Source organism: Pedobacter sp. NEAU-ZC8 (genome assembly GCF_059278965.1).
Map to the genome: position 1 here is coordinate 58,867 of NZ_JCAJXC010000019.1, position 26,054 is coordinate 84,920.

Consider the following 26,054-nt stretch of genomic DNA (forward strand, 5'->3'; position numbering starts at 1 on the left):
ACTTAGAATGTTTCTAAATTGAAGTTTATGGGGAGTTTTATAGGTGTTAGGACCGGATTAATTCTTTTATTAAATACTTTTGCCTAACAAAAAACAAAAACAATATCAAATGGCTAGTTTCGGAAACGCTTTTTCCTCTTCTATTGGAAAAAAACTAATAATGGGTATTACCGGCCTGTTTCTAATCTTATTTCTAATTGTGCATGTTTTCCTGAATTCATTGATCTTTTTGAACGATGGCGGACAGACATTTAATCAGGGTGCAGACTTCATGGCGCACAACTGGATTATCAGAGCAGGTGAGATCGTTCTATTTGTTGGTTTACTGGCACACATTTACCAGGGCTTGAAGTTGGTGTATGAAAATAAAGCTGCACGTCCGGTAAAATATGCTGCTTACAATGGATCAGCAAACAGTAAATGGTATTCCCGTTCAATGGGACTATTGGGAACCTTAATCCTGATCTTCCTGATTGTTCACTTATCTGATTTCTGGGTAGTATCCCGTTTTACCGGTATCCCTTCTGAGGATGCTTTAGGTAGAGAAGACCTTTATGCGGTGATGGTTGACAAGTTCCAGAATCTTGGAATTGTTATTCTTTATGTACTTGCGATGGTATCTCTTGCATACCACTTATTACATGGATTTGCGTCTGCATTCCAAACTTTAGGCTGGAACCATAAGAAGTATTCGCCTATCATCAGAGCATTTGGATTTTGGTATTCCATCATTATCTCTGTGCTTTTCGCATTAATGCCTGTGGCAATTTATACAGGTTTAATTAAATAATTTTAGAACGTTTAAGCTTAATAAAATGGCAGAATTGAATGCTAATATACCAGAAGGTGATTTAACCGAGAAATGGACGAAACTTCGTTCCTCTATGCCTTTGGTAAATCCATCAAATAAAAGAGGCATCGAGATCATCGTTGTTGGTTCTGGATTGGCCGGTGCATCCGCTGCGGCTACCCTGGCTGAAATGGGTTATAAAGTTAAATGTTTTTGTTTCCAGGATTCTCCGCGTCGTGCGCACTCTATCGCTGCACAAGGGGGGATCAATGCTGCAAAAAACTATCAGAATGACGGTGACAGTACTTACCGCTTGTTTTATGATACCATAAAAGGTGGTGACTACCGCGCTCGTGAAGCTAACGTACACCGTTTGGCTGAAGTGAGTACAAACATTATTGACCAGTGCGTTGCACAGGGTGTGCCTTTAGCAAGGGAGTATGGTGGCCTTTTGGACAACCGCTCTTTTGGTGGTACACAGGTTCAGCGTACATTCTATGCCGCCGGACAAACTGGTCAGCAGTTGCTTTTAGGTGCATACAGTGCATTGGAGCGTCAGGTTGGTATGGGTAAAGTTGAAATGTACACCCGCCACGAAATGCTTGATGTGGTAATCATCGACGGTAAAGCGCGCGGTATCATCGCACGTAACCTGATCACCGGTGAGTTGGAAAGACACTTCGGCCATGCCGTATTAATTGCAAGTGGTGGTTATGGAAACGTATTCTACCTTTCTACAAACGCAATGGGCAGTAATGTTACTGCAGCCTGGAAAGCACACAAAAAAGGTGCATTCTTTGGTAACCCTTGTTATACACAAATTCACCCGACCTGTATTCCGGTATCTGGTGAACACCAGTCTAAATTAACCCTGATGTCTGAGTCGTTACGTAACGATGGTCGTATCTGGGTGCCTAAGAAAAAAGACGATAACCGTAAGCCAAGTGAGATCCCTGAAGAGGAAAGAGATTATTACCTGGAGCGTCGTTACCCTGCTTTCGGTAACCTTGTACCACGTGACGTGGCATCAAGAGCTGCTAAAGAGCGTTGTGATGCGGGGTATGGTGTAGGTAAATCCAAATTAGCGGTATACCTTGACTTCACTGCCAACACGGAGCGTTACGGCCGTATCGAGGCAAACAAGCACAACATCCATAATCCTGATAAAGCAACCTGCATGCGCTTAGGTCGTGAGGTGATCAAAGAGAAATATGGTAACCTGTTCGATATGTACAAGCAAATCACCGGAGAAGATCCATATGAGTTGCCAATGCGTATCTATCCTGCAGTGCACTATACCATGGGCGGTCTGTGGGTTGACTACAACCTGATGACCACTGTTCCGGGTCTATATGCATTAGGTGAGGCGAACTTCTCCGATCACGGTGCAAACCGTTTAGGTGCCTCTGCTTTGATGCAAGGACTTGCTGATGGATACTTCGTTATTCCTTACACTATTGGTTCTTATCTTTCTAAAGAGCTTGCAACCAAGCCTATCCCTACCGATCACCCTGCATTCGTAGAGGCTGAAAATCAGGTTAGAGCTACGATTGACAAGTTCCTGTCGATCAACGGTACGAAATCCGTGGATCACTTCCATAAGAAATTAGGAAAGATCATGTGGGAGAAATGTGGTATGGCCAGGAACGCACAAGGACTTACTGAAGCTATTGAAGAGATTCGTGAGCTTCGCAAGGAGTTCTGGAGAGACGTTCGTGTCCCTGGAACAACTGGGTCGTTCAACCCTGAGCTGGAGAAAGCAGGCCGTGTTGCCGACTTCATTGAGCTTGGTGAGTTGATGTGTATCGATGCACTAAACCGGAACGAGTCTTGCGGTGGTCACTTCAGAGAAGAGTACCAAACACCAGAGGGTGAAGCCCTAAGGGACGACGAGAACTATTCATATGTAGCAGCATGGGAATATTTTGGAGATACCCAGTTTAAGCTACATAAAGAAGAACTGAAATTTGAGAACATTAAAGTTGCTCAAAGAAGTTATAAATAATTGCTAAGCACAAAAACTCGGATATCATGAGTACAGAAAATATGAATTTAACGCTGAAAGTATGGCGTCAAAAAGATAATAAATCCCAAGGCAATTTGGTCGACTATAAGGTTGCTGATGTATCACCAGACATGTCTTTCTTAGAAATGTTTGATGTTCTGAACGAGGACCTGATTACAAAAGGTGATGAGCCGATTGTATTTGACCACGATTGTCGTGAGGGTATTTGCGGTGCATGTTCCATGTACATCAATGGCCGTCCACACGGACCAAAAGAGCTGGTAACAACTTGCCAGCTGCACATGCGTTCTTTCAAAGATGGAGACACCATCGTTGTAGAGCCATGGAGAGCAAAGGCCTTCCCGGTAATTAAAGATTTAGCGGTAGACCGTACTGCTTTCGACAGAATTATCGCTGCAGGTGGTTTCATCTCGGTAAATACCGGTAATGCACAAGATGCAAATGCGATTCCAATTCCTAAGTCACAGTCTGACGCAGCTTTCGAAGCTGCTGCATGTATCGCTTGCGGTGCTTGTGTAGCGACCTGTAAGAATGCTTCTGCAATGCTATTTACCTCTGCTAAGATCTCTCAGCTTGCCTTATTACCTCAAGGACAGCCTGAGCGTTATAGAAGAGCACAAAGCATGGTTGCGCAAATGGACGCTGAAGGCTTCGGTAACTGTACTAACACTGGTGCTTGTGAGGCAGAATGTCCTAAAGGAATCTCTCTGGAAAACATCGCTAGAATGAACAGAGACTTTTACCATGCTAAATTTGTTTCTGAAGAGGAAGTTTAGTAAATTTAATCATCGAGACAAGGTTAACATAAAGAACCCCGGCCAGTATTGGTCGGGGTTTTCTTTTGAAGCGAATTATCGTTGATGCTCAGTTACTTGCCGGCTTTCTTCGTGATGATGTTGATCGTGCCCGAAGATTCCAGTTTGCCGTTTACCGTGGTCTCCCCTTTATTTACGTGAATACTTTCAATGTCATTCGGATTTACCTTTTCCATGGCATTTCTGTTCGCAACCACGCCATCAATGATGTAAATCGGCTCCTTACCGTTTTTCAGGTTCAGGGAGCTCAGCTGTGTTTCAACACTGCCTCCATTAGATTTTACAACTACGACATTACTGACTTTTCCATTGATGGTAGTCGTCTTTTCAGTCGTCGAGTTGGTATCGCGAGTTCCATTACTCTTTTTACTCAGCGCAAAGGAGACTGGTAGGTGATACATTACCCGTACTGGTTTGCCTTTCATCTTTCCAGGGTTCCATTTCGGCGAAGCTGTCAGTACACGAACAGCTTCTTCATTTGTGCCAGATCCAGGACCGCTAATAACCTTAATTTGATTCAAACTGCCGTCCTTTTCCACAACAAACTGCATGAATACCTTGCCCTCAACTTTCTTGTCGGCAGCCTCTTTCGGGTATTTGATGTTTTCGCCCAGATACTTGTAGAATTCCTCTATACCACCCGGAAATTTTGGAACCTGGTCTACCGATACAAAATCGTAGGGTTTGTCCTGCATAGGAATAGCAGGAACGGCTGTGCTATTCACATTCGTATTAAGGTTTGAAGGCAGGTTTGCTGCAGCCTCACCGGTGACAAGTAATTTAGCAGCTGGTTCAGCTGTTGGTAGCGCTTGTCTGGCGAGATTAAGCGGGTCATTGAATGGAATCTCCTCAACAGCTTTAACAACTGAAGGGTTATCCTGCAGCTTAGCAGACGACAACAGCAACATGCCTGAAAATAGGGGCAGGTAGATGCCATATTTCAATACAGCAGCTTTCTTTGATTTTTCCTTGTGTAGCATATAAATCCTTTTTTTAATGAGTGACTGTTTAGTAAAGAAGCTGTTTGTAAGCGCCTGGGGACTAACTTTAAATGCAGCACTTAACAACAGCAGGGAGTAGGTCTCCTTGTCGCCTTGATAGTTCGCAGCAGCTTCATCTGCGAGGAATTCGTGGTTGTCCTTCAGAGCCTTTTTATAGAGGTACACCACTGGATTGAACCAGTTCAAGATAGAAATGGCTTCAAACAAGAGGATATCAAGGGAATGGAACTGCTTTAAATGTACATCCTCGTGATGGTTGATGATCTCCTGGCCTGGCAAGCTCTGATCCACCGCTTTGCGGCTGAAAAAAGAATAAGCTGTGCCTTGTTGAACGGCCTGATGTCCGGCCCTGAAGTAGAGGTTTCTTATCACAAACCAAAGCTGCACGCAGAACCGGAGCAAAAAGAACAGTAATCCTGCGGAATAAACGATCGCAATCACATTACCAGGAGCTAAAAAGCCCGAACCTTGCTGATCATCCGGTAGTACCATCATGTCCAGTTGGCCAACGGTAATGGACAATTGCTGCGCAACAGGTTGTTGCGTGAGCCAGTCGAGCCTGATAAATGGAATACAGCTCGCAAAGAGGCCAGAGGCGACCAGATAAGTGCGGTTCAGCTGAAAGTATGTCTCCTGCTCTAAAAGCAGCTTGTAAAAGGCGTAAAATACCACCAGGTAAATGTTAGCCTGCAAAAGATAGTGTGCCCAGGTCATTTTGCTTTGTTTTTAAGTTTTTGAATCATTTTTAGAATTTCATCCACGTCGCTCAGGTCGACCTTTTCCTCTTTTACGAAGAAGGAGAACATGCTCTCCACCGAATTTTCGAAGTAGTTACCCAACAGCTTTTCTGTTGCGTAGCGTTTATAATCTTCCTTGCTGATCAATGGATGATACTGATGCGCTTTTCCGAAGGCCTCATGGCCGATAAAACCCTTAGTTTCCAAGATCCTGATTATTGTAGAAACCGTGTTGTAAGCCGGTTTAGGCTCTCGAATGTGGTCAATTACATCCTTTACGAACCCCTTCTCAATCTGCCACAGGATTTGCATGATCTGCTCTTCCGCCTTTGTTAAATCTTTAATTTCCATTTTATGTCGTGTTTATGTGTATGTCCGGTCGTTTAGAATATCTCGCTTACATATTGATACTCAAAAGTATAGAGCTTGTAAAGGCTGTATAACTAAATCCTTAGTACAATATATAACTAACAACTTAGTTATCCAAGAAAAGTTTGAATTATTTTTCAAGCAGCGCATAAAAAAACCTCCCCATAGGGGAGGCTTCAGAATTATTAACCACTAATCTGCTTAAAAATAAAGCAACATTAAATTATCTACCAGCCGGATTTGCCTTCGGCAATTCTACTCTTGGCATTGCTGCTGCACGCTCAGAAGTATGGTAAACGAAAGCCGCTACAATGGTCGCAGATCTCTTCAGATCCTGCGCAACCAGACGGTCGTAGGTATCCATGTTGCTGTGGTGCGTTCTGGTGTTGTAATCCATAGGATCCTGAATGAACTGGAATCCCGGAATACCGACTGCCTGAAAGGCCAGGTGATCGGTACCACCAGTATTGCCAATCGTAACTGTTGTTGCTTCGATGTCGTTAAAAGGCTTCAACCACTCCTGGAAGATTGGCGCTACACCAGCATTACCTTGTGCGTAAATACCTCTGATCGCACCAGTACCGTTGTCCAGGTTGTAGTATGCAGAAACCTTTTTCTGGTCTGCCGTTAACTTCATGGTCTTAGGATCTCCGAAATGTTTCGCTACATAACCTCTTGAACCATGTAAGCCCTGCTCTTCAGAGCTCCACAATGCAATACGGATCGTACGTTTCGGTTGGAAACCAATGCTCTTTAAAATGCGCATCGCTTCCATCATAACCGCAGAACCAGCAGCATTATCTGTTGCGCCGGTACCTGCATGCCAAGAGTCATAGTGACCACCCAACATCACCACTTCATCTTTCAGTTTTTTATCCGTGCCTGGGATTTCCGCGATCACGTTATAACCCTGAGGATCCTGATCGAAGAAAGTAGTTTTGATCTCCGCTTCCATCTCTACCTTCTGACCGGCTCTTAAAAGCCTCAAAATACGCAGAAAATCTTCAGAAGATACCTCTAACTCCGGAGATACCGCAGGCGCATCTAAAGCGTAAGACGCACCATTGCTGGTGAAGAAAGTACCATAGCTTCCACGAGCATAAGTCAGGATTAAGCCTGCTTTCTCTTCCTGAAGGCGCTTGGCCATTTCCGCTCTTGCAGCACGCATTTTCATCATTGCTGCAAAAGCTGGGTTTGCAGCTCTGGCCGGAGCCTGTGCATTAGGCTTAGGAGCCTCTTCTTTCGCCATCTTATCCAGCTCTTCTTCTGTGTAGCGAACTACATCAGCTTTGTAAGAGTTTTCCAGCATACGGATGCTGCTGTTATCGAACATTACGATCTTACCAGCTAGTTTACCTTTATATTGATCCAGTTGAGGAAGCGAATCCGCTTTGATCAACACGATTTCAGATTTAATCACGCCATTGGTACCAGGGGTCCATGCTTTTGGAGATGCAATCACCGGTCTGTAGTATGGGGTAGTGGTTGCCGCATAGTATTTATCTATCTGCCAACCTTTACCAAAAGTTCCCCAAGCTTCCAAGTGAACGTTCTTCAAACCCCATTCATTAAACTGCTTCATTGCCCATTCCTGCGCACGTTTCAAACCTGGAGAGTTCGATAGTCTTGGACCGGCAACATCCGTCATCTGAAAAGCCAGGTCCATCACCTTGGAATTCTCCAGCCCTTCCTTACGGATCTTCTGCACCGCCGCCATGTCTACAGCTTCCTGCGCTAAGGCAGAAAAACAGAAACCAATAGCAAAAATTGTCGTAGTAAATCTTTTAATCATTATCATTTAAATTAATATCGGAAGATAGATTAAATCTCCATGATAATAATTCTCTCACGACAATTTTACTTAATGCTCTTTTTCGCCACAATGAAGTACCCGATAAGGAAGAATACCAGCGCATAGATCAGGCTCGAATAGATCTCCTGCGTGAAAATCACGATCGGGCCAGGTTTTTTCATGGACAGGGCCATCACCGGGTGACAGTAGGGGATGGTATACGCATATTCCCAACCTTTGGAAGCAGAAATCAAACCAGCAATCAGGCCGATAAAACCTAATCCCATTGGTTTGAGAAAGTCTGCCCAAACCAGACTGATGAAGAACTGCAGGGAAAGAATACCAAGGGATGCCAGGAACAACCTGGAATATACCCTGGACAGCATCTCCCAGGGGGAGAATTCATTGAACCTGAACTTCGGGTTCATGACATGCAGTAAGTGCCCTGAACCATAGGTCAGCAATAGAAATAAAGCCAGGCAAATGAAGATCAGCAGTACCGCATACAGGTATTTAGCGCTGTAAATGGAGAACTTGTTCAGGGGTTGCGAGAACAACGTTTTCCAGGTATCGTTCTTATGCTCGATGTTGTTCACCGAAAAAGCCATAAAGATCACATAGAAAGGCAGGATTAAGCTGCCCATGATACCCAATGCAGCACCAGCGAAGTTCATCCAAAGGATGTTTGGTGGATAGTTCATGCTCAGGATCTTTTCCGACTTCAGGTAAGTGCCGGAAGTGATCATGCCGCAAATAAGAACCGGCAGCAGGATGGCTGCCCAAAATGCCAGGGTCTTTCTGGACTTGTAAAATTCAGATCGTAGTGAAATCAGGAGCGCCTGCATGTTAATTGGGGTTAGTAATGTCGAGAAACAGGTGTTCCAGATCTTTCTTTTGCTGCTTCAAACCAGAAACGTTGAAGCCATTCAGTACCAGCAGGCTGTTTATTCTGGCACATTCCGCCGCGGAGTCAAAAGGCAGTTGCAGGCAATTGCCGGCTAATGTCACCCCTAAGCCGCGTTCATTTAAAAAGGCAGAAGCGCTGTCCAGACGATCTACCTCAATTTCTAAGGTTGGTTTATTCAGCTCCTGCAGGCCTTCAATCCGCCCCTGATAAAGTAGCTTTCCTTTATTGATGATACCCAGGTGTGTCGCTGTCCTTTCAATTTCAGCCAGCAGGTGACTCGACACCAAGATGGTTTTATGATGTTTGGTGGTCAGTTCCACCATAAGATTTCTAATTTCAATAATGCCATTCGGATCAAGCCCGTTTGTCGGCTCATCCAGCAACAGCAGCTCCGGGTCTGCCAACAGTGCCAGCGCGATACCCAGGCGTTGCTTCATGCCCAGGGAGTATTCCGAAGCTTTCTTATCTGCCGCTTGCGACAAACCCACCAGTTGCAGCATATCTATTGCGCGGCTTCTGTTTACACCCAGGAGGATGCAGCGGTTGTACAGGTTTTCTTTCCCGGTCAAGTGGCCATAAATGGCAGGCTGCTCCACCAGTGAACCCATACGTTTCAAGCTGGCGATTCGGTTATGGTTTAATTCCTGACCAAAGATGAACACGGTATCTTCAGGCGACTTCAGCAGGTTCAGCAGGATCTTGATCGTGGTGGTTTTACCCGCACCGTTTGGTCCTAAAAACCCGTAAATGCTACCCCGGGGTACCTGCAAAGACAGCTCATCAACCACCTTTTGATTTCCAAAATGGTAGTTTAGCCCTTTGGTTTCAATGGCCAGTTCAGACATCTTATTTACTTAAGACATTTGAAACGTTCACAACTTTTACGCTGCTAGCTTTAACAGCCACTTCATTGTTTTGATCTTCTGACGCTACCGGAGCGGCGAAAGCCAAGATCATCATGAAGAAAACAGGAACTAGTAAAAGTATAAATGGCGAGATGTTGGACAACCTTTTCATATCTGTATCGTTTTGTTGAATCAAATTTTCAGATAAAAATCAGGCTGTGAAAATCTGTTAGACCAAGCCGAAAAAATTCTCGACCAATGGCAATATTGAATAGTTTTGAAGAAAATAACCGATTTTACCCGTTGGTAGAAAAAAAATGGCTGTTCGTCGAATGTAAATTCCTTCCGCTGATAGTTTTTTTACTTTGGATCTAATTATAAAATGTAAACTGAATGGAAAATAAAGGATCATTCATTGTCAATGTTCTTTTCTGGTTGTTCATTACAACCCTCTGCACCCTTGCCATCCTGTATTCCAAAACCCCGCTGTCGGGCTACCATCTGCTGGTTACCTTCGGGTATTATGGCGTCATCAACGTTTCCATTTTTTACATCAACTATACCCTGCTCATTCCGCAGCTCATCAAGATCCGCAAGCAGTACTGGATGTATATCCTTTCCATCACCATCCTGATTGCCCTGATGTGCGTGGTGAAAACGGCTATTGCCACCCTGAACAGCGATATCATCCTGACCTATACCAATGAAGCCACCAACAAGAAAGTTTACGAAAGCGTTCCAAGCTATATCGTTAAAGCGATCTTTATGTCGGGCTTCTTCGTGGTCATAAGCTGCCTGCTCAAGTTTGCGGTAGACTGGTTTGCCAATGAACGTGTAAACCGGCACCTGGAAACCGAGAAAAAGGATATGGAGCTGCAGTTCCTGAAGTCGCAGCTTAACCCACACTTCCTGTTCAATTCTTTAAATAACATCTATTCCCTGGCTTACCAGAAGTCGGACAAGACCGCCGATGCCGTGCTCAAGCTGTCCGAGATCATGCGTTACATGATCTACGAAAGTAACGACGGCTGGGTGTCCCTGAACAAAGAAATTGAGTACCTGCAGAGCTACATTGAGCTGCAGAAACTGCGTTTCAAAGATGGCGCTGCTGTAGAATTTACGTTAAACGGCGAGATCGACGGGCAAAAGATCGTACCGCTGATCCTGATATCCTTTGTTGAAAATGCCTTTAAACATGGTGTGGCGAATGATCCCGCCGATCCCATCAAGATCAACATCATTGCCAATAAAAAGATCCTCCATTTCAGCATCACCAACAAGAAGCACAACCACAACAAAGACGAAATGGGCGGTGTAGGGCTTAGCAACGTTGAACGACGTTTGCAGCTGCTTTACCCGGGCAGATATAAATTAAATATTGTAAATTCGACTACCCATTATACCAGCGAATTAATGCTTGATATATGATAAAACTGAAGTGTATTGCCGTTGATGATGAGCCACTGGCGCTAGATATTATTGAAGATTATGTCTCTAAGGTGCCTTTTCTGGAGCTCGTAAAAAGAACTGAAAATGCTATAGAAGCCTTGCAGCTTGTACAGGCTGGAGGTATTGACCTGGTATTCCTTGATATCCAGATGCCTGAACTTACCGGTATTCAGTTCCTTAAAATAGCGGGTGGTAAAGCTAGCTTCATTTTAACCACCGCTTACTCGCAGTACGCGCTGGAAAGCTACGACCTTAATGTTTCCGATTACCTGCTAAAGCCAATCGCCTTTGATCGTTTTTATAAAGCGGTAGAAAAGGTACACAACCTGGTTAAAGTGAAAGATTATGCGGCGCCAGTACAACCTGTGCTGAAAGAAACGCCAAAACCAACAGTTGTACAGCCGGTACAGGATTTCATCTTCGTGAAAACCGAACATAAGATCCAGAAGATTGAGCTGGATGACATCCTTTACATTGAAGGTTTAAAAGACTACATCTCCATCTTTACCAAAACAGAGCGGGTGATCACCCTGCAAAACATGAAAAAGATGGAAGAAACACTACCTTCCTCGCAATTCATCAGGGTGCATAAATCGTACATCATATCGTTAGATAAGATCGAAAGCATCGAACGCAGCCGGATCACCATTTGCGGGAAAATGATCCCTGTAGGGGATACTTATCGTGATGAGTTCTTCCGCCGTATAGAGGGGAATAATATTTAATCGAGCAGCGGCTGTTTTAAGACGCTGTGAATCGCTTCTTCTGCCTCGCGGGTAATCTCCTCCGGGGTTTTACCCAAGGTGTCTATAGGCTTTAAAACCGTCCAGCGTAGTTGCTCCCCCGCGCTTAAAGGGAAAGGCCCGTACTGTACAATTTTCCAGGAGTTTTCAATAGCAACCGGTATTACCATTGCGTTTGGAGCCGCTTTCAGCAGGGTGGCAATACCACCAACCTTGAAGGGCTTTAGTTTGCCATCTTTGGCACGTGTACCTTCCGGAAATATCACCGCCGACCAGTTATGCTCCTTCAACCGGCGCCCCAGCTTGATGATCTCTACCGCGGCTTGCTTGGTGTCTTTACGGTCGATGTTTGCACCACCACCATACTTGAGGTTGAAAGAAATGGACGGGATACCTTTGGTCAGCTCGATCTTCGAAATAAATTTTACGTGATGTTTCCGCAAATGCCAGAAAAAAGCAGGGATATCATACATGCTCTGGTGATTGGCGATAAAGATCTTGGGTACACCTGCAGGCAGGTCCTGCTCGTTTTTAAATGTTAAAGATGATCCCAGAAAGATCTGGCAGTACTGTAGAAAGAAGTTCAGGTAATCTACCGATTTCTTGTGTGCTTCATAGCCGAACCAGCGGTGACAGATCCACTGGATGGGGTGGAAGATCAGTAAGGCCAGGCCGAAAAAGAGGTAGAAGATCGGGGAAAGAATATAACCCAGTATTTTATTCATTGTTAATGGCTGAAATGATTTAAATTTTTCCTTCCTGGATCAGGATATAGGTTTTCATGATCCCGGCAACGCTCATGCTGTCGGTGATCTCACCTTTCATCACCATGTTAAATGCATCTTTAAAGGGCAGTTTACGCAGGCTGAGTTGCTCGGTTTCTTCGGGTTGTGCTTCGCCCATGGTAAGGCCGGTGGCAACATAAATAATTGCCTGTTCGTCACTCACCGAATTAGATAAGTGCATACGCTGGATCTCCTGCCAGTTTGTAGCGGTCATGCCGGTTTCTTCCAGCAGTTCACGTTTTGCGCTATCCAGGGGTTCCTGCCCCAGTGGACCGCCACCTTCGGGGATTTCCCAGCTGTAGGCATCCAATGGAAAGCGATGTTGCCCAACCAACCAGGTGTTGTAGGCCTCGTCTAGTGCAACGATGCCAATGGCGATGTTTTTGAAATGCACTTTCCCATAGATGCCTTTGCCGCCAGAACCATTAATTACATCAAACTCGGTTAACCCGATCCAGTTGTTATCATATACCTGCCGCTGACCGGTGATGGTCCATGGGTTCGTTTCTTCCATGCCGCAAGATACAAAATCATCACATTCTATTCAATCCGCAGGAATAAGGGCAAAGAAGTTAAGTCAGGCAGCGATTTGTTTGGATTTTGATCAATGTTTGCAAGGCCGTTGACAGGTGCTTGCTACGTCTCCATACGTACAAAGTACGTAGCAAGTACGTAGCAATCACCTGTCAAGTACGTCACAATGGAAATGCTGTGTCCAGTCTATTCTGGCTGCGGATGCTGTTTTTGCACATTTTAACGCATAAAAAAAGCCTGCAGGAGTGCTGCAGGCTTTTTTAGATCATCCGCTCTGCGGATCTAACGAAGTTTAGAATTGTTGCTCATCATCACCGCCACGCTGTTCCTGATCTCTTTTCGGCTTTTTCGCGGTAAAAGTCGTTTTACCAAAACGGTAAGAATAGGTCAGGTTGGCCATGGTGCCTTGCATGTATCTTTCAAAGTCAACAATGGAGTTGTTTGCTTCGGTGGTCATGCTCCATCTTCTGGTGCTGAAAACGTCTCTTACGTTTAAGCTTAGAGATGATTTCTTGTCTTTGAAATCGTATTTCGCACCTGCATCCACACCATACATCGCATTACGTTTACCCTGTGCCATCACTTCTGGTGCACGGTAGTCCGCTCTTAACTGCAAGGTAATGTTGTATGGCAGGTTGAAGTTATTGGTCAGGTTCGCATTCCAGGTAAAGCCTGAGCGCTCGATGATACCATACTCTGGTGCACCGTCAATTTTGCTCTGGTACAAGTTTACGTTAGCGGTAAAGTTCCATGGTTTTGCAACGTCAACACGGCTGATCAACTCTAAACCCGTCGCAATATTGCGGGTTAAGTTTTGAGGCGTAGATATCGTTACTCCCTGCGCATTAGGCTCTGAACGTACACGCTGGATCAGATCATTGGTCTGACGGAAATAGAGTGAGCTGATGAAGGATACTTTCTTGAAGTACTTGCTGTAACCAAATTCAAAGGCATGTACATCTTCCGGCTTAAGGTTCGGGTTACCCTGGTTCCACATCAATGGATCAGATACATCCAGGAATGGGTTGGTATCCCAGCCTCTCGGACGGTTTACACGACGGGTATAGCTTAGCTGTACCTGTTGTTCGTTTTTAAGCTTCTGACTTACGAAGACACTTGGATATAATCTGGTGTAAGCAATTTTACCAGGCGTGTAAATGGTGCTTCCAGTTTCTTGGAACCTGCCTGAAGTGGTGTTTAATTCCGCATCTTCACCTCTTAAGCCCAACTGGTAACCGAAGTTTCCAATTTGGTTCTGGTAGTTCAGGTATAAAGCGTGGATCTGCTCTCCGCTTTCAAAGGCATTTGAAACCAGGAAGTTTTGCTGATAAGCATCCAGCGAATCCAGGAAGGTGCTTGCATCGGTCATACTCTTAGAGTCCCGGAACTGCGAGCGGTAACCTGCTTCAATGCGGCCAGCTGTACCAATCGGACGTACGTAATCCGCCTGGATGTTATAGTTACGGTTCCAGCCATCTCTTAAGTTACGTTCCAGTACCAGGTTAGACAAGCTTTGGTTGGTCTGAAAGTAAATGTCTGTATTATAGAACTGGAAGTTATCGTTGTTACCCTCTGAGTAGTTCAGGTTGAAGGTTAATTCTTCTTTAGGTTTCTTAAACTTCTGTACAAAGTCGAGGTTCAGATCAAAGCTATTGCCTTTACCTTCATTTTCATTGCGCCTGTTGCTTAATCTAACCGGCGAATTTGCGGTATTGAACTGGTTGATTAACAAGGTTTCCCTGCGATCATTATCACGCATATTGAAGCCTCCTGAAAAGCTCACAACACTTTTAGGTGCGAGCGTGTAATCGAAACCGGCTTTTACGTTGTGGCCCTGATCGTGCGATCTGGAATCGGTATTCTGATCAGCAAAGGCAGTACCTTCTGGCGTAGTATTCAGGTATTGGATGTTGTTAAAGCCACCACCAAGACGGTTTCCAGAACGGTAGCTGTAGTTACCGAAAAGGTTTACTTTGTTGTTCTGAAAGCTTAAGCTGGTATTGGCGTTGTAGTTATCGCGGTTACCGGCACTTAGCGCCACATTACCGTTTAAGCCCAACTTGGTGTTTTTCTTCAATACGATGTTGATGATACCGGATTGACCTTCAGCATCATACTTGGAGCTTGGGTTGGTGATCACCTCCACGCTTTCAATAGAGCTTGCGGGGATAGACTGCAGGATCACAGATACATCGCCACCACCAATTAGGGATGGTTTACCGTCGATCAGCACGCGTACACCAGATGATCCTCTAAGGGAAACGTTACCATCCATGTCGGTTTGAACGGAAGGAACGTTGGCCAGCAGGTCGGTTGCCGTACCACCTTCACTCACTAAACTCTTATCTACCGAGAATACTTTTTTATCGATACCCAGCTGCATGGCTGCTTTTTCACCCTGGATAACCACCTCATTTAGTTCAGTGCCTTTAGCAGCTTTCATTCTAATGGTGCCAAGGCTGTAAACCTGGCTGTTGGCCAGTTGAATGCCTTCGCGTACCATGGTTTGAAAGCCTACATAACTGATCTTGAAGGTATAGCTGCCTGCCGGAAGGTTTTTAATAGAAAGGTTACCTTCAACATCGGTCTGACCAGCACGTACAGTAGCTTTGGTCTGGCTGTTTAGTACAACAGCGGTAGCAAAAGGAACGGCTTCGTTGTTGCTCGCATCAACAACTTTAGCGTTGATTTGTGCGGTGCCGCCACTCTGGGCCAGGGTCTCCAGCGTAGCCGCTGAAAGGGTTAAGGTTAATAGTAAAAAATGGTATAAGAACTTCTTCATTTAAACGGTTACTTTATCGTGTCTTTTTTAAGGTTGACAAAGTAACGGCGGTTAAGTTTAATAACAGAAGGGTAACTATTTTATTACAGCCTTAAAGCCCCTTATTCAGGTAATATTCTTGTTAGTGAAAAGAAAATTTAATCCACGGTCACGGTTAAACCTTCCTGCTGAAGAATCTTGCGATAGATCTCCATTTCGGTGTAGGAGCCTTCCAGAATGGAACACTTTCCTTTATTGTGAACTTCCCATGCAATTTTCTCGGCCTGACTTTCGGTATAGTCCAGATATTTCATCATGCAATGGATCACATGGTCAAAAGTATTTACATCATCGTTCCATAGAATCAAACGGTTGGTCGTTTTAATTGAGCTCAGGATCTCCTCTAAAGTAAATGTTTCTTCTTTTGTTTCTGTAGCCATAGAACAAAAATAAGGTTAATTCGAATTAATGTGGCAGTTAATGTATTTTTAACATAAAAATCAATATAAATCAGCTAAAATGCAAAGCTCCAGGATCGCCGGAATCGGGTACTATGTGCCTGAAAACGTTTATACGAATGATGATTTATCCAGGTTTATGGATACCGATGATGCATGGATCCGCGAGCGCACCGGGATTCAGGAGCGTCGCTTTGCGGATCGCCTGACCGAGACCACTACCACGATGGGTGTAGCGGCAGCGAAGATTGCCATTGAACGTGCCGGCATAACCGCGCAGGAGGTAGACTTCATTGTATTTGCGACTTTGTCTCCGGATTATTATTTCCCGGGCTGTGGGGTATTGCTGCAAAGGGAGATGAAGATGAAGGAAGTTGGTGCACTTGATGTGCGGAACCAGTGTTCGGGTTTTCTTTATGCGCTTTCGATTGCCGATCAATACATCAAAACAGGGATGTACAAGAATATTCTGGTGGTAGGCAGTGAGAAGCATTCTTTTGCGATGGACTTTGAAACGCGCAGCCGCAATGTATCCGTGATTTTTGGTGATGGTGCCGGAGCGGTGGTGTTGCAGCCCGCGCAGCAGCAAGGTCAGGGCATCCTGAGTACGCACCTGCATAGCGATGGTGCCGATGCGGAGTTGCTGGCGATGTATTATCCTGGGGCACATGCCAATAAGTGGATGCCGGATAAACCGGGCTACCCGGATCAGGAGCTGGGTGGTTTATTTATGACCAGCGAACAGCTGGAAACTGGGGCTGCATTGCCTTATATGGATGGTCCTGCCGTGTTTAAAAAAGCGGTAGCGAAGTTTCCGGAGGTGATTAAGGAAGCGCTTGCAGCGAATAACCTGCAGGCAGGAGATATTGATCTTTTGGTGCCACACCAGGCGAATCTGCGGATCAGTCAATATGTACAGCAGCTGCTTGGGCTGGCGGATGATAAGGTGTTTAACAATATTCAGAAATACGGGAACACGACTGCGGCTTCCGTGCCGATCGCTTTATGTGAGGCTTGGGAAGCGGGAAAGGTTAAGGAAGGCGATCTGATTTGCCTGGCAGCATTTGGCTCGGGCTTTACCTGGGCAAGTGCCTTAATACGCTGGTAAATTCTTGTACAAAAGGAAGTATTAACTTCCTTTTGTTGCTCTTGTCATTTGCTCCAGCATGTCCCACATGTCGTTTGGAATGGCTTCCAGCCCGTTAAACTGACCTGCACCCTGCAGCCATTCACCACCGTCAATGGTGATCACCTCGCCGTTGATGTATGCAGAGAAATCACTGACCAGGAAGGCCGCCAGGTTTGCTAACTCCTGATGATCACCTACACGTTTTAAGGGTACCCGGTTTTTAAAGTCGAACTTTTCGGCAAGATCGCCGGGTAGCAGCCGCTCCCAGGCGCCTTTAGTCGGGAAAGGTCCCGGTGCTATAGCATTGGTACGGATGCCGTACTTGCCCCATTCTGCAGCGAGGGATCTGGTCATGGCGAGCACGCCGCCCTTTGCACAGGCCGAGGGCACCACATAGGCCGAGCCCGTGAAGGCATAGGTAGTCACGATGTTCAGTACACTTGCAGGCTGCTTTTCTTTGATCCAGTGTTTTCCAAAAGCCAGCGTGCAGTTCACGGAACCTTTCAGTACAATGTCGATGATGGAAGAAAAGGCATTTGCCGACAGCCTTTCGGTTGGGGAGATGAAGTTCCCTGCGGCATTGTTGATCAGGCTGTCCACCTGTCCGAAGGCTTTGATGGCTCCAGCAAGCACATTTTCCACTTGGGTATATTCCCTGACATCGCAGGCTACAGCGAGCACCTTGCCGCCGGTTGCCTGTTCCATCTCCCGGGCGGTCTGCTGGATCACATCGTCCTTTCTGCTGGTGATGACCAGGTTGGCGCCGAGCTTTAGAAAGTAGGTGCCCATAGCATTTCCAAGACCTGTTCCACCACCGGTAATTACGATTGTTTTTCCTTTTAAGGCATCATCCCTAAGCATAGGTTGGTTGTACATGGGCTATTTCTTTTGAAGGTTATCAATGATTGTTTTCAGGATACTCCTTGTTGCTGGCGACCACCACTGTTCAAGCATCTTGTTGAGGGTTTCCGTTTGGTCTGCGGCAAGGGTCTGGATCACTTCCTGACGGATGTTCAACTTGCTTTGCTGCCAGGTATTGGCTTCGAAAGCCATGTATTTCCTCACTTTCCTTTCGGCAGCGGTAAGGATGCTATCGTGGTTGACGAGTTCGTCCACAAGCCCAACTTTGAGTGCTTCCTTCGGACTAAACAGCTTGCCTTCGAGTAAACTTCTGGATGCATCGGCTTTGCCGAGCCAGAACTCGTACAGCTTGAAGATGCTGAAAGGCACGATAATGCCGACCGGCACTTCGTTTAAGCCGATGATGTACTTGCCTTCGGCCATTACACGGGCGTCGCAGGCAATGGCGATTACACAACCGCCCGCAGGACTGTGGCCGTTTATAGCGGCAACCAGTGGTTTTTTGAAGCTGCAAAGGTTTAGCGTGAATTCGAAGAACAGCTGCCAGAAGGAGCGGGTTTCTGCTTCGTTGTAGTTGTAAAGTTCTATTAAGTCGAGCCCGGCGGAGAAGAAATGGCCTGTTCCGGTGATCATGGCGCCGCCAATGCTTGGGTCCTTGTCGATGTTAAGGATCATGTCGTTGAGTTCGGTGATCATCTCCCGGTTTAGGGCGTTAGACTTTCCGCGGTTCAGCGTAATGATCGCCATGCGGTCTTTGACGGTGACTTTTATGGTATTCATGATATTTGGTTAAATAAGAAAGCCTCAATATACAATTATTGAGGCTTTATATGCATATCAGGAATAAGCAGGTTTGTTAGCTGCTCCAATAGCAGTTGTTGTTTTGATAGTTCAATACGAGCTCAGGCTGATTGTACTTAAAGATTATTTAGGGTTTCCTTTTAGAATTCGTTTTTAAACATCATGCTTTCCACTGGTCGGGTGGTCTTGTTGCTGTATTTCGGATTTTGCTTGCTGTTATACATGGTTTCGATTTCACCTTCTACGGCAAAATAGATCAGCTGACCAATGGGCATACCTGCATAGATCCGTACAGGCTGTGCGCAGGAGATTTCGAGCGTCCAGGTGTTGCAGAAGCCTACATCGCCTTTTCCGGCAGTAGCATGGATGTCGATCCCCAGTCGGCCGGTGCTTGATTTACCTTCCAGAAAGGGTACATGGGCATGGGTTTCGGTGTACTCCACGGTTACGCCCAGGTAAAGCGTACCTGGCTGCAATACAAAGCCGCTCTTTGGAATCTCAAAATGCACTACCGTGTTGTGCGCCTTGGCATCAAGGACCCGGTCTTTGTAAGTGGCCAGGTATTTACCCAAATGCACGTCATAAGAATTGGTACCTAAACACTCCGGCTTGAAGGGTTCAATGATGATTGTACCCTTCTCAATTTCTTCAAGAATGCGCTTGTCTGATAGTATCATTTAATAAGATTTGCGCTAAATTATGGTTAATTTAGATACTTTTACATTGATTTTCTAAAATAGAGATGCCTGTAATTCTTAATAAGATCATTGACGAACATACCAAACTGGCCGTTTGGAAAATTGAGGAAACCGAGGAAGAACTCTTCCGCGGGCTGCAGTTGAAAGCGCATGAACTTGATTTTATTGCCTCATTGAACAATGGAAAAAGGCTGCTGCACTGGCTGAGTACCAGGCTTCTGCTGCGGACCATGCTGCAGACCAACGATTATATCGACAGCCGGATGGATGATCAGGGCAAACCTTACCTCGTAAATGGTGATTACCAGATCTCGTTCAGCCACTCTTTCGATTATGCTTCGGTGATGATCAGCAAGGATAAGCAGGTTGGCGTGGATATCGAGCTGATTAAAGACAAGATCCAGAAGATCAAAAACAAGTTCCTGAAACCTGAAGAGCTCTCCGGCCTGCCCGAGCAGGATAATACACTCGCTTTGTACATCTGCTGGTGTGCGAAGGAAGCGATCTACAAATGGTACGGTAAAAAAGGACTGGAATTCAAGCAACACATCGATATCCATCCTTTTGTGCCGCAGGATGCCGGAGTGGTAAGAGCACGCGCGGTGTTACCCGAAGGGGACGTGATGCTGGAGGTGGAGTACTTTAAAGTTGAAGCAGATTATATGCTGGGCTACGTGGCTGCGACGTTGTAAAGCTGCTTCAATGACCCGCAGAAGAACGGCTTAATTTAGCTAACTTTGTTTCTGGAATAAGCACCTGCTAAACTGCCACTGATCTTGGAAATATTTCGACATGCTTAATGCAGGCAGTGTTCCTGAATAGAAAACCTAGGGATGAATAAAAAAGTAGAATATATAGACTGGGGCCTGATTGATTATCAGGATGCCTGGGATAAACAGGATGAGATTTTCAGCAGCATTGTCGCATTAAAGGGCAAGAACCGGACGGATAACACGGAAATGGAAACACCAAACTACCTGATTTTCTGTGAGCACCCACACGTTTATACGCTCGGAAAGAGCGGTCATCAGGAAAACCTCTTGCTTGATGAAGCGGGTCTTCAGGAAAAGCAAGCGACCTACTACAAAATAAACCGGGGTGGGGATATCACTTATCATGGCCCTGGACAGATCGTGGGTTACCCGATCCTGGATCTGGATAACTTCTTCACGGACATTCATTTGTACCTGAGAACACTTGAAGAAGCGGTAATTTTAACGTTAAAAGATTATGGAATCATCGCCGGCCGCTATCCTGGATATACAGGTGTTTGGTTGGATGCGGATAACGAGAAAGCACGTAAGATCTGCGCACTTGGTGTCCGCTGCAGTCGCTGGGTAACCATGCACGGCTTCGCGTTCAATGTAAACGCGAACCTTGACTACTTCAAGAACATTGTGCCTTGTGGCATCGATGACAAGGATGTAACGTCCATGGAGCGTGAGCTTGGACAAGCTTTAGACATCAATGTGGTTAAAGAGCAGCTGAAGATGCACATTGCCGCACTGTTTAAAATGGAGCTGCAGGGTTAAAGCTTAGCACTCCGGTAAACTGATCGGGATATTTTTCGTTGCCAATCCACCATCGGAAGTTTCCTTGTACTTGGAGTTCATATCCTGTGCAGTTTCCCACATGGTGCTTACCACTGCATCCAGACTTACTTTCGCTTGGTCAGGGTTGGTTTGCAGTGCCAGCTGACTTGCCGTGATGGCTTTGATGGCGCCCATGGTATTTCTTTCGATACATGGTATTTGTACCAGTCCGCCGATAGGATCGCAGGTCATGCCCAGGTGGTGTTCCATGGCGATCTCCGCTGCCATAAGCACTTGCCGCTGGGATCCACCCATAACTTCCGTCAGTGCTGCTGCAGCCATCGCTGAAGATACACCGATCTCCGCCTGACAACCGCCCATCGCTGCCGATATGGTGGCGCCTTTCTTGAAGATACTGCCGATCTCCGAAGCGCAGGCAATAAATTGAATGATCTTTTCTTCTTTGTAACCGTCACAGAAAACCATATAATACTGCAGTACCGCCGGGATTACACCAGCAGCGCCATTGGTAGGTGCAGTTACCACACGTCCGAAAGAGGCATTTTCCTCGTTCACAGCGAGCGCAAAGCAGCTTACCCAGTCAAGGATATAGTTGAAACCATTTCCGCCTTTACGGATGGCCTCCAGCCAGCTTGCATAATCGTGGTAAGGCTGGTCTTTCAGTAGCTTTTTATTCAGTGCTGCGGCTCTGCGGCCAACATTCAGCCCTCCAGGAAGTTTGCCTGAGGTATGGCAGCCCCGGTAGGTACAGTCCTTCATCACATGGAAATGCTGCAGGATGCCTTGACGGGTTTCTTCCTCCGGTCTCCAGGATAGTTCATTTTCCATCACGACTTCAGAAACCTTCAGTCCGGTGGTTAAACACCAGTGCAGCAGGTCTGCGGCTTTTTCAACGGGGAAAGGAAGTTCCACAAGGGTCTTCTCACGTCCCGCTTCACCTTCCTTCACCACAAATCCACCACCGATGGAGTAGTAGGTCTCGGAGAATGCTTTCCCGTTTTCCAGAAAGGCCTGAAAGGTTACCGCATTAGGGTGATAGGGTAGACTTTCGTTGTACAGGAAGATCAGGTCTTCGTTGTAATCAAAACCCAGGTGTTTGATGCCTGCGAGATTAAGAATCTGTTGTTCTTTGATGTTTGCGATGCTGCAGTCGATGGCATTTACATCGAAGGTCACCGGGTCTGCGCCGGTTAAACCCAGGAGTATGGCAACATCGGTTCCATGCCCTTTACCGGTTTTCGCCAGTGAGCCATACAGCAGGATCTTCACCTGCACCACATGGTTGAGGTGATCATTCGCCTCTAGGGCCAGGGTAAACTGCTGCGCGGCACGCCATGGGCCGAGGGTATGTGAACTCGAAGGCCCGACACCGATCTTAAATATATCAAAAACAGAGATTTCTTCTCGAAGCATAAGCTTATAAAGCTAAACAGTTTATCTATTAATAACGCAAAAAGAGCCCCGCTAGTTGCGGGGCTCTTTAATATGGTTTGTTGGAAGATGATTACATCATACCACCCATACCGCCACCGCCCATTGGAGGCATTGCAGCAGCACCGGCGTTATCCTCAGGATCATCAGCCAATACACATTCTGTAGTTAACAACATCGCTGCGATTGAAGCTGCATTTTCTAATGCTACACGACTTACTTTCGTTGGGTCGATAACACCAGCTGCGATTAAGTTCTCATATACATCAGTACGGGCATTGTAACCGAAGTCAGCACTACCTTCTTTAACTTTTTGTACAATGATAGAACCTTCAATACCAGCATTCTGGCAGATCTGACGAAGAGGCTCTTCAACAGCACGCTTAACGATAGCGATACCTGTAGTCTCATCTTCGTTAGAACCTTTCATGCCTTCTAGTGCTTCAATAGCACGGATGAAAGCAACACCACCACCAGCAACGATACCTTCTTCAACAGCCGCACGGGTTGCATGTAAAGCATCATCTACACGGTCTTTTTTCTCTTTCATTTCAACTTCAGAAGCTGCACCTACGTAAAGGACTGCAACACCGCCAGCTAATTTAGCCAAACGCTCTTGTAGTTTTTCTTTATCGTAATCAGAGGTTGTAGTCTCGATTTGAGCTTTGATTTGAGAAACGCGAGATTTGATATCATCTGGCTGACCAGCACCGTTTATTACAGTAGTGTTATCTTTATCGATAACAACTTTTTCAGCAGTACCTAAGTAAGACAGGTCAGCGTTTTCTAATTTATAACCTCTTTCTTCAGAGATCACGGTACCACCAGTTAAGATTGCGATATCTTCTAACATCGCTTTTCTGCGGTCACCGAAACCTGGAGCTTTAACAGCAGCAACTTTCAGAGAACCACGGATCTTGTTCACTACCAAAGTAGCTAGTGCTTCACCGTCTAAGTCTTCAGCGATAATTAAAAGTGGTTTACCAGTTTGAACTTGTTTTTCCAATACTGGCAACAATTCTTTCATGTTGCTGATTTTCTTGTCGTAGATTAAAATGTAAGGGTTCTCTAATTCCGCTTCCATTTTATCAGCGTTGGTAACGAAGTATGGAGATAAGTATCCACGGTCAAACTGCATACCTTCCACTGTTTTAACTTCAGTTTCAGTACCTTTTGCCTCTTCAACAGTGATTACACCGTCTTTACCAACTTTACCCATTGCTTCTGCGATTAACGAACCGATAACCTCGTCGTTGTTCGCTGAAATAGAAGCAACTTGTTTGATTTTGTTGTTGTCTTCACCAACAGTTTGAGATTGTTGTCTAAGGTTATCAACGATCGCAGCAACTGCTTTGTCAATACCACGTTTTAAGTCCATTGGGTTTGCACCAGCAGCTACGTTTTTAATACCTGCAGTAACAATTGCCTGCGCTAAAACAGTAGCAGTAGTTGTTCCGTCACCTGCAATATCAGCAGTTTTAGAAGCAACTTCTTTCACCATTTGCGCACCCATGTTTTCAATTGGATCTTTTAATTCGATCTCTTTTGCTACAGTAACACCATCTTTAGTGATTGCTGGTGAACCAAATTTCTTATCGATAATAACGTTACGACCTTTAGGGCCTAAAGTTACTTTTACAGCATTAGCTAGAATATCAACACCTCTTTTCAGGGCGTCACGGGCTTCAACGTTATATTTTACTTGTTTTGACATTTTTATATATTTTAAAAAATATTATTATTGAACTATAGCGTAAATATCGCTCTCACGCATAATCAGGTAGTCTTTACCATCTACTGGAAGCTCAGTGCCACCATATTTTCCGTAAAGAACAACATCACCAACTTTTACAGTAGGTTTTTTGCCTTCTGAATCTTCGTCTGAAACAGATACTACAGTTCCTTTAGATGGTTTTTCTTTTGCAGTATCAGGAATGTAGATACCCGATGCAGTTTTTTCTTCAGCCGCTGCAGGTTCAACGATAACTCTGTTCGCTGTGCCTGAAATGGGTTTAAGGTTTAATGCCATAACTTAATATTAATTATTTTTTAGTGTAAAAATTTAAATGTTATACCTGCCTATACACAGTTTCTATGCCAAGGGGTTTTTGCTTGACAAATTTGCATTTGCTGTCAGCAAGGCGTAAAGATTTGTGTGAACTCGTGTCAGAGTGTCAGAGGTATACCAAAGCTGAAATACCTAAATCAATAGACATAAAAAAGGTACTGTTATAAATTGCAAACATTTTAGACAAAAAAGTATTTTTGTATTTCAAAGAAGTTCGACTATGGAACTATCTAGCGTAGTCTCAACTTTCGGGTTGGGACTACTTAGTTTATAGCCCTCAATGAACTCCGTATCATTCTTCCATAAAGTATAGATCAATATTAATAGCTTTCTTTGAATGGCAACTTGTCCAATCATCTTTGAGGGTTTGTTTTGATTGATTCTTGTATACATTTCTTTTAGACCAGGATTGAATCTGCAAGCGACCATTGCCGGGAAGTACAATGCATTTCTGATGTACCGATTGCCTTTTTTAGAGATTCTGGTCTTGCCTTTTATGGAGGTTCCTGATTCTCTTTGCACGACATCATAGCCTGAATAACTTACCAGTTGTTTAGCATTCCTGAAATGCTCAAATCCCATAGTTTCGGCCAGGATAGTAGCTATGGTAATCAAACCTACTCCCTTTATGGTGAGCAGCTTTGTTATTCTTTCTTTCAGGTTGCTGTCTGTTTCTATAAGCCTTTTTATCTCTTTTAACGTTTTTGCAATTTCTTTGTCGATATCTTCAATCAACTTTTTATTACTCTTGAGAATGAAGCTTTGAACATCGTGCGAAGCGTCCTTACTGTGCTTGATGTTGCCAAGGCTAGTTTTTTGTTCTTGTAGCTGAACATAATATCTGGTTAGATTCCTCAGCTGTAATAAGGCGGCAGGAGGTGGAGTCCAAAGCTTATGAGTCCGCTCTACTCCAAGCTGACTTAAGATCCTTGCATCAACAGCATCTGTCTTGGTCTTGATGTTTAAGCTCGAAAAGTAGTGTTTAGAGGTGTTAGGAAGCACCACATGAACCCTTTTCTTTACTTTATGTAAATGGTGTGCCAAATTTTCGTAATAAACACCCGTGGCTTCCATTAGAAACACAAGCTCTGGTCCGATGGCGATAGCGCCCTTGGCCCAGCGAAGCATTTGGTTAAAACCTTTAGTATCATTGCCAAAGGTTACTACTTTTGAGAACGCTAATTCGCCATTCTCTGCACGCTGACACAGACATACTGTAAATGTAGCTTGTGAGATATCTATCCCAACTGATTGTTTTGTAATAGCCATAATCAAGAATTTAGATCGTATCGACTTAATTCCCCTTCGTCTATCCTTTTGTTTTATCCAGGCTCCTAGTTATGGCCTTAAGTACTGTTCAGACTCCTGAGAATAAAATCGTGTCGTTCAACCTTTTTTACGGTATAACATATAGCCTACCTAGCCCGATCTGAACTGACACGAACAGCCAACACATTTTGCATAACAACAATATATTGACCTTTTTAAAATTCTCAGTAAA

24 protein-coding genes are annotated in these 26,054 nt (G+C 45.0%); 8 read left to right on the plus strand and 16 right to left on the minus strand.

The features are described 5' to 3' along the window. The first annotated feature begins 109 nt into the window (after positions 1-109). Genes AC5WJX_RS14800 through AC5WJX_RS14810 form a run of 3 tightly spaced genes read left to right on the plus strand, consistent with a single transcriptional unit; the run spans position 110 to position 3,592 of the window. Entirely contained in the window at positions 110-790 is a 681-nt protein-coding gene (locus AC5WJX_RS14800; RefSeq protein WP_440428479.1) for a succinate dehydrogenase cytochrome b subunit, read from the plus strand. 25 nt (positions 791-815) lie between these two features. Further along, positions 816-2,795: a fumarate reductase/succinate dehydrogenase flavoprotein subunit gene (locus AC5WJX_RS14805; RefSeq protein ID WP_494485132.1), complete on the plus strand. Its 1,980-nt coding sequence runs from the start codon at positions 816-818 to the stop codon at positions 2,793-2,795. A gap of 26 nt (positions 2,796-2,821) precedes the next feature. Continuing rightward, positions 2,822-3,592 carry a succinate dehydrogenase/fumarate reductase iron-sulfur subunit gene (locus tag AC5WJX_RS14810; protein ID WP_440428477.1) on the plus strand — a complete coding sequence of 257 codons (771 nt, stop codon included), beginning with the start codon at positions 2,822-2,824 and terminating at the stop codon, positions 3,590-3,592. Between the two features lie 92 nt (positions 3,593-3,684). On the opposite strand, the gene AC5WJX_RS14815 is transcribed toward AC5WJX_RS14810, so the two are convergent. From AC5WJX_RS14815 to AC5WJX_RS14835, 5 genes are all read right to left on the minus strand, one after another. Further along, positions 3,685-5,346 carry an energy transducer TonB gene (locus AC5WJX_RS14815; protein WP_494485133.1) on the minus strand — a complete coding sequence of 554 codons (1,662 nt, stop codon included), beginning with the start codon at positions 5,344-5,346 and terminating at the stop codon, positions 3,685-3,687. After that, positions 5,343-5,720, minus strand: coding sequence for a BlaI/MecI/CopY family transcriptional regulator (locus AC5WJX_RS14820; RefSeq protein ID WP_494485134.1), 378 nt, complete (start codon positions 5,718-5,720; stop codon positions 5,343-5,345). The genes AC5WJX_RS14815 and AC5WJX_RS14820 overlap by 4 nt, the downstream gene beginning before the upstream one ends. 241 nt (positions 5,721-5,961) lie before the next feature. Further along, the gene (locus AC5WJX_RS14825) at positions 5,962-7,530 is read right to left on the minus strand and encodes a M28 family metallopeptidase (protein WP_494485135.1); all 1,569 of its coding nucleotides are present in this window, start codon (positions 7,528-7,530) and stop codon (positions 5,962-5,964) included. A 65-nt stretch (positions 7,531-7,595) separates the two neighbouring features. After that, positions 7,596-8,375 carry an ABC transporter permease gene (locus AC5WJX_RS14830; RefSeq protein ID WP_494485136.1) on the minus strand — a complete coding sequence of 260 codons (780 nt, stop codon included), beginning with the start codon at positions 8,373-8,375 and terminating at the stop codon, positions 7,596-7,598. Position 8,376: 1 nt separating this feature from the next. Next, a complete protein-coding gene (locus AC5WJX_RS14835) occupies positions 8,377-9,282 on the minus strand; it encodes an ABC transporter ATP-binding protein (RefSeq protein ID WP_494485137.1) in 906 nt (301 codons plus the stop codon). Positions 9,283-9,675: 393 nt separating this feature from the next. Here AC5WJX_RS14835 and AC5WJX_RS14840 point away from each other — a divergent pair, with 393 nt between their 5' ends. Both AC5WJX_RS14840 and AC5WJX_RS14845 read left to right on the plus strand, forming a co-directional pair. After that, on the plus strand, positions 9,676-10,710 hold the full coding sequence (locus AC5WJX_RS14840) for a sensor histidine kinase (RefSeq protein WP_440428470.1): 1,035 nt from the start codon (positions 9,676-9,678) through the stop codon (positions 10,708-10,710). Then, positions 10,707-11,456 (plus strand): LytR/AlgR family response regulator transcription factor, encoded by a 750-nt coding sequence (locus AC5WJX_RS14845; RefSeq protein WP_494485138.1) that lies wholly within the window; start codon positions 10,707-10,709, stop codon positions 11,454-11,456. Before AC5WJX_RS14840 ends, AC5WJX_RS14845 begins: the two co-directional genes overlap by 4 nt. Here the strand turns inward: AC5WJX_RS14845 and AC5WJX_RS14850 are convergent. The 4 genes from AC5WJX_RS14850 to AC5WJX_RS14865 all read right to left on the minus strand — a co-directional run bounded on the left by AC5WJX_RS14850 (position 11,453) and on the right by AC5WJX_RS14865 (position 15,994). Further along, positions 11,453-12,199 (minus strand): lysophospholipid acyltransferase family protein, encoded by a 747-nt coding sequence (locus AC5WJX_RS14850; RefSeq protein ID WP_494485139.1) that lies wholly within the window; start codon positions 12,197-12,199, stop codon positions 11,453-11,455. The genes AC5WJX_RS14845 and AC5WJX_RS14850 overlap by 4 nt on opposite strands. A gap of 19 nt (positions 12,200-12,218) precedes the next feature. Further along, positions 12,219-12,773, minus strand: a complete 555-nt coding sequence (locus tag AC5WJX_RS14855) for an NUDIX domain-containing protein (RefSeq protein ID WP_440428467.1) — start codon at positions 12,771-12,773, stop codon at positions 12,219-12,221. 312 nt (positions 12,774-13,085) lie between these two features. After that, positions 13,086-15,575, minus strand: coding sequence for a TonB-dependent receptor (locus AC5WJX_RS14860; RefSeq protein WP_494485140.1), 2,490 nt, complete (start codon positions 15,573-15,575; stop codon positions 13,086-13,088). Between the two features lie 137 nt (positions 15,576-15,712). Continuing rightward, entirely contained in the window at positions 15,713-15,994 is a 282-nt protein-coding gene (locus tag AC5WJX_RS14865; RefSeq protein WP_440428465.1) for an ATP-dependent Clp protease adaptor ClpS, read from the minus strand. Between the two features lie 79 nt (positions 15,995-16,073). Here AC5WJX_RS14865 and AC5WJX_RS14870 point away from each other — a divergent pair, with 79 nt between their 5' ends. After that, positions 16,074-17,120, plus strand: a complete 1,047-nt coding sequence (locus tag AC5WJX_RS14870; RefSeq protein WP_494485141.1) for a 3-oxoacyl-ACP synthase III family protein — start codon at positions 16,074-16,076, stop codon at positions 17,118-17,120. Positions 17,121-17,141: 21 nt separating this feature from the next. On the opposite strand, the gene AC5WJX_RS14875 is transcribed toward AC5WJX_RS14870, so the two are convergent. From AC5WJX_RS14875 to dcd, 3 genes are all read right to left on the minus strand, one after another. Beyond that, a complete protein-coding gene (locus AC5WJX_RS14875) occupies positions 17,142-18,017 on the minus strand; it encodes an SDR family oxidoreductase (RefSeq protein WP_494485142.1) in 876 nt (291 codons plus the stop codon). A 3-nt stretch (positions 18,018-18,020) separates the two neighbouring features. After that, on the minus strand, positions 18,021-18,782 hold the full coding sequence (locus AC5WJX_RS14880; protein WP_494485143.1) for an enoyl-CoA hydratase/isomerase family protein: 762 nt from the start codon (positions 18,780-18,782) through the stop codon (positions 18,021-18,023). Positions 18,783-18,943: 161 nt separating this feature from the next. Beyond that, positions 18,944-19,480 carry a dCTP deaminase gene (gene dcd, locus AC5WJX_RS14885; RefSeq protein ID WP_440428461.1) on the minus strand — a complete coding sequence of 179 codons (537 nt, stop codon included), beginning with the start codon at positions 19,478-19,480 and terminating at the stop codon, positions 18,944-18,946. Positions 19,481-19,545: 65 nt separating this feature from the next. Here dcd and AC5WJX_RS14890 point away from each other — a divergent pair, with 65 nt between their 5' ends. Then, positions 19,546-20,193 carry a 4'-phosphopantetheinyl transferase family protein gene (locus AC5WJX_RS14890; RefSeq protein WP_494485144.1) on the plus strand — a complete coding sequence of 216 codons (648 nt, stop codon included), beginning with the start codon at positions 19,546-19,548 and terminating at the stop codon, positions 20,191-20,193. A gap of 141 nt (positions 20,194-20,334) precedes the next feature. Beyond that, positions 20,335-21,033, plus strand: coding sequence for a lipoyl(octanoyl) transferase LipB (gene lipB, locus AC5WJX_RS14895; RefSeq protein ID WP_494485145.1), 699 nt, complete (start codon positions 20,335-20,337; stop codon positions 21,031-21,033). A 3-nt stretch (positions 21,034-21,036) separates the two neighbouring features. Here lipB and AC5WJX_RS14900 read toward each other — a convergent pair whose 3' ends face one another. The 4 genes from AC5WJX_RS14900 to AC5WJX_RS14915 form a co-directional block, all read right to left on the minus strand. Beyond that, the gene (locus AC5WJX_RS14900; protein ID WP_494485146.1) at positions 21,037-22,467 is read right to left on the minus strand and encodes an L-serine ammonia-lyase; all 1,431 of its coding nucleotides are present in this window, start codon (positions 22,465-22,467) and stop codon (positions 21,037-21,039) included. Between the two features lie 91 nt (positions 22,468-22,558). After that, complete coding sequence (gene groL / locus AC5WJX_RS14905) at positions 22,559-24,199, minus strand: chaperonin GroEL (RefSeq protein WP_440428457.1); 1,641 nt, start codon at positions 24,197-24,199, stop codon at positions 22,559-22,561. 24 nt (positions 24,200-24,223) lie between these two features. Then, positions 24,224-24,514: a co-chaperone GroES gene (locus AC5WJX_RS14910; protein WP_440428456.1), complete on the minus strand. Its 291-nt coding sequence runs from the start codon at positions 24,512-24,514 to the stop codon at positions 24,224-24,226. Positions 24,515-24,757: 243 nt separating this feature from the next. After that, positions 24,758-25,822 (minus strand): IS110 family RNA-guided transposase, encoded by a 1,065-nt coding sequence (locus AC5WJX_RS14915; RefSeq protein WP_494483982.1) that lies wholly within the window; start codon positions 25,820-25,822, stop codon positions 24,758-24,760. Positions 25,823-26,054 lie beyond the last annotated feature (232 nt).

Bases quoted from the DNA above. Each gene is read 5' to 3' on its own strand.
- AC5WJX_RS14800 (WP_440428479.1), top strand. From the start codon at position 110: ATGGCTAGTTTCGGAAACGCTTTTTCCTCTTCTATTGGAAAAAAACTA.
- AC5WJX_RS14805 (WP_494485132.1), top strand. From the start codon at position 816: ATGGCAGAATTGAATGCTAATATACCAGAAGGTGATTTAACCGAGAAA.
- AC5WJX_RS14810 (WP_440428477.1), top strand. From the start codon at position 2,822: ATGAGTACAGAAAATATGAATTTAACGCTGAAAGTATGGCGTCAAAAA.
- AC5WJX_RS14815 (WP_494485133.1), bottom strand. From the start codon at position 5,346: ATGACCTGGGCACACTATCTTTTGCAGGCTAACATTTACCTGGTGGTA.
- AC5WJX_RS14820 (WP_494485134.1), bottom strand. From the start codon at position 5,720: ATGGAAATTAAAGATTTAACAAAGGCGGAAGAGCAGATCATGCAAATC.
- AC5WJX_RS14825 (WP_494485135.1), bottom strand. From the start codon at position 7,530: ATGATTAAAAGATTTACTACGACAATTTTTGCTATTGGTTTCTGTTTT.
- AC5WJX_RS14830 (WP_494485136.1), bottom strand. From the start codon at position 8,375: ATGCAGGCGCTCCTGATTTCACTACGATCTGAATTTTACAAGTCCAGA.
- AC5WJX_RS14835 (WP_494485137.1), bottom strand. From the start codon at position 9,282: ATGTCTGAACTGGCCATTGAAACCAAAGGGCTAAACTACCATTTTGGA.
- AC5WJX_RS14840 (WP_440428470.1), top strand. From the start codon at position 9,676: ATGGAAAATAAAGGATCATTCATTGTCAATGTTCTTTTCTGGTTGTTC.
- AC5WJX_RS14845 (WP_494485138.1), top strand. From the start codon at position 10,707: ATGATAAAACTGAAGTGTATTGCCGTTGATGATGAGCCACTGGCGCTA.
- AC5WJX_RS14850 (WP_494485139.1), bottom strand. From the start codon at position 12,199: ATGAATAAAATACTGGGTTATATTCTTTCCCCGATCTTCTACCTCTTT.
- AC5WJX_RS14855 (WP_440428467.1), bottom strand. From the start codon at position 12,773: ATGGAAGAAACGAACCCATGGACCATCACCGGTCAGCGGCAGGTATAT.
- AC5WJX_RS14860 (WP_494485140.1), bottom strand. From the start codon at position 15,575: ATGAAGAAGTTCTTATACCATTTTTTACTATTAACCTTAACCCTTTCA.
- AC5WJX_RS14865 (WP_440428465.1), bottom strand. From the start codon at position 15,994: ATGGCTACAGAAACAAAAGAAGAAACATTTACTTTAGAGGAGATCCTG.
- AC5WJX_RS14870 (WP_494485141.1), top strand. From the start codon at position 16,074: ATGCAAAGCTCCAGGATCGCCGGAATCGGGTACTATGTGCCTGAAAAC.
- AC5WJX_RS14875 (WP_494485142.1), bottom strand. From the start codon at position 18,017: ATGTACAACCAACCTATGCTTAGGGATGATGCCTTAAAAGGAAAAACA.
- AC5WJX_RS14880 (WP_494485143.1), bottom strand. From the start codon at position 18,782: ATGAATACCATAAAAGTCACCGTCAAAGACCGCATGGCGATCATTACG.
- dcd (WP_440428461.1), bottom strand. From the start codon at position 19,480: ATGATACTATCAGACAAGCGCATTCTTGAAGAAATTGAGAAGGGTACA.
- AC5WJX_RS14890 (WP_494485144.1), top strand. From the start codon at position 19,546: ATGCCTGTAATTCTTAATAAGATCATTGACGAACATACCAAACTGGCC.
- lipB (WP_494485145.1), top strand. From the start codon at position 20,335: ATGAATAAAAAAGTAGAATATATAGACTGGGGCCTGATTGATTATCAG.
- AC5WJX_RS14900 (WP_494485146.1), bottom strand. From the start codon at position 22,467: ATGCTTCGAGAAGAAATCTCTGTTTTTGATATATTTAAGATCGGTGTC.
- groL (WP_440428457.1), bottom strand. From the start codon at position 24,199: ATGTCAAAACAAGTAAAATATAACGTTGAAGCCCGTGACGCCCTGAAA.
- AC5WJX_RS14910 (WP_440428456.1), bottom strand. From the start codon at position 24,514: ATGGCATTAAACCTTAAACCCATTTCAGGCACAGCGAACAGAGTTATC.
- AC5WJX_RS14915 (WP_494483982.1), bottom strand. From the start codon at position 25,822: ATGGCTATTACAAAACAATCAGTTGGGATAGATATCTCACAAGCTACA.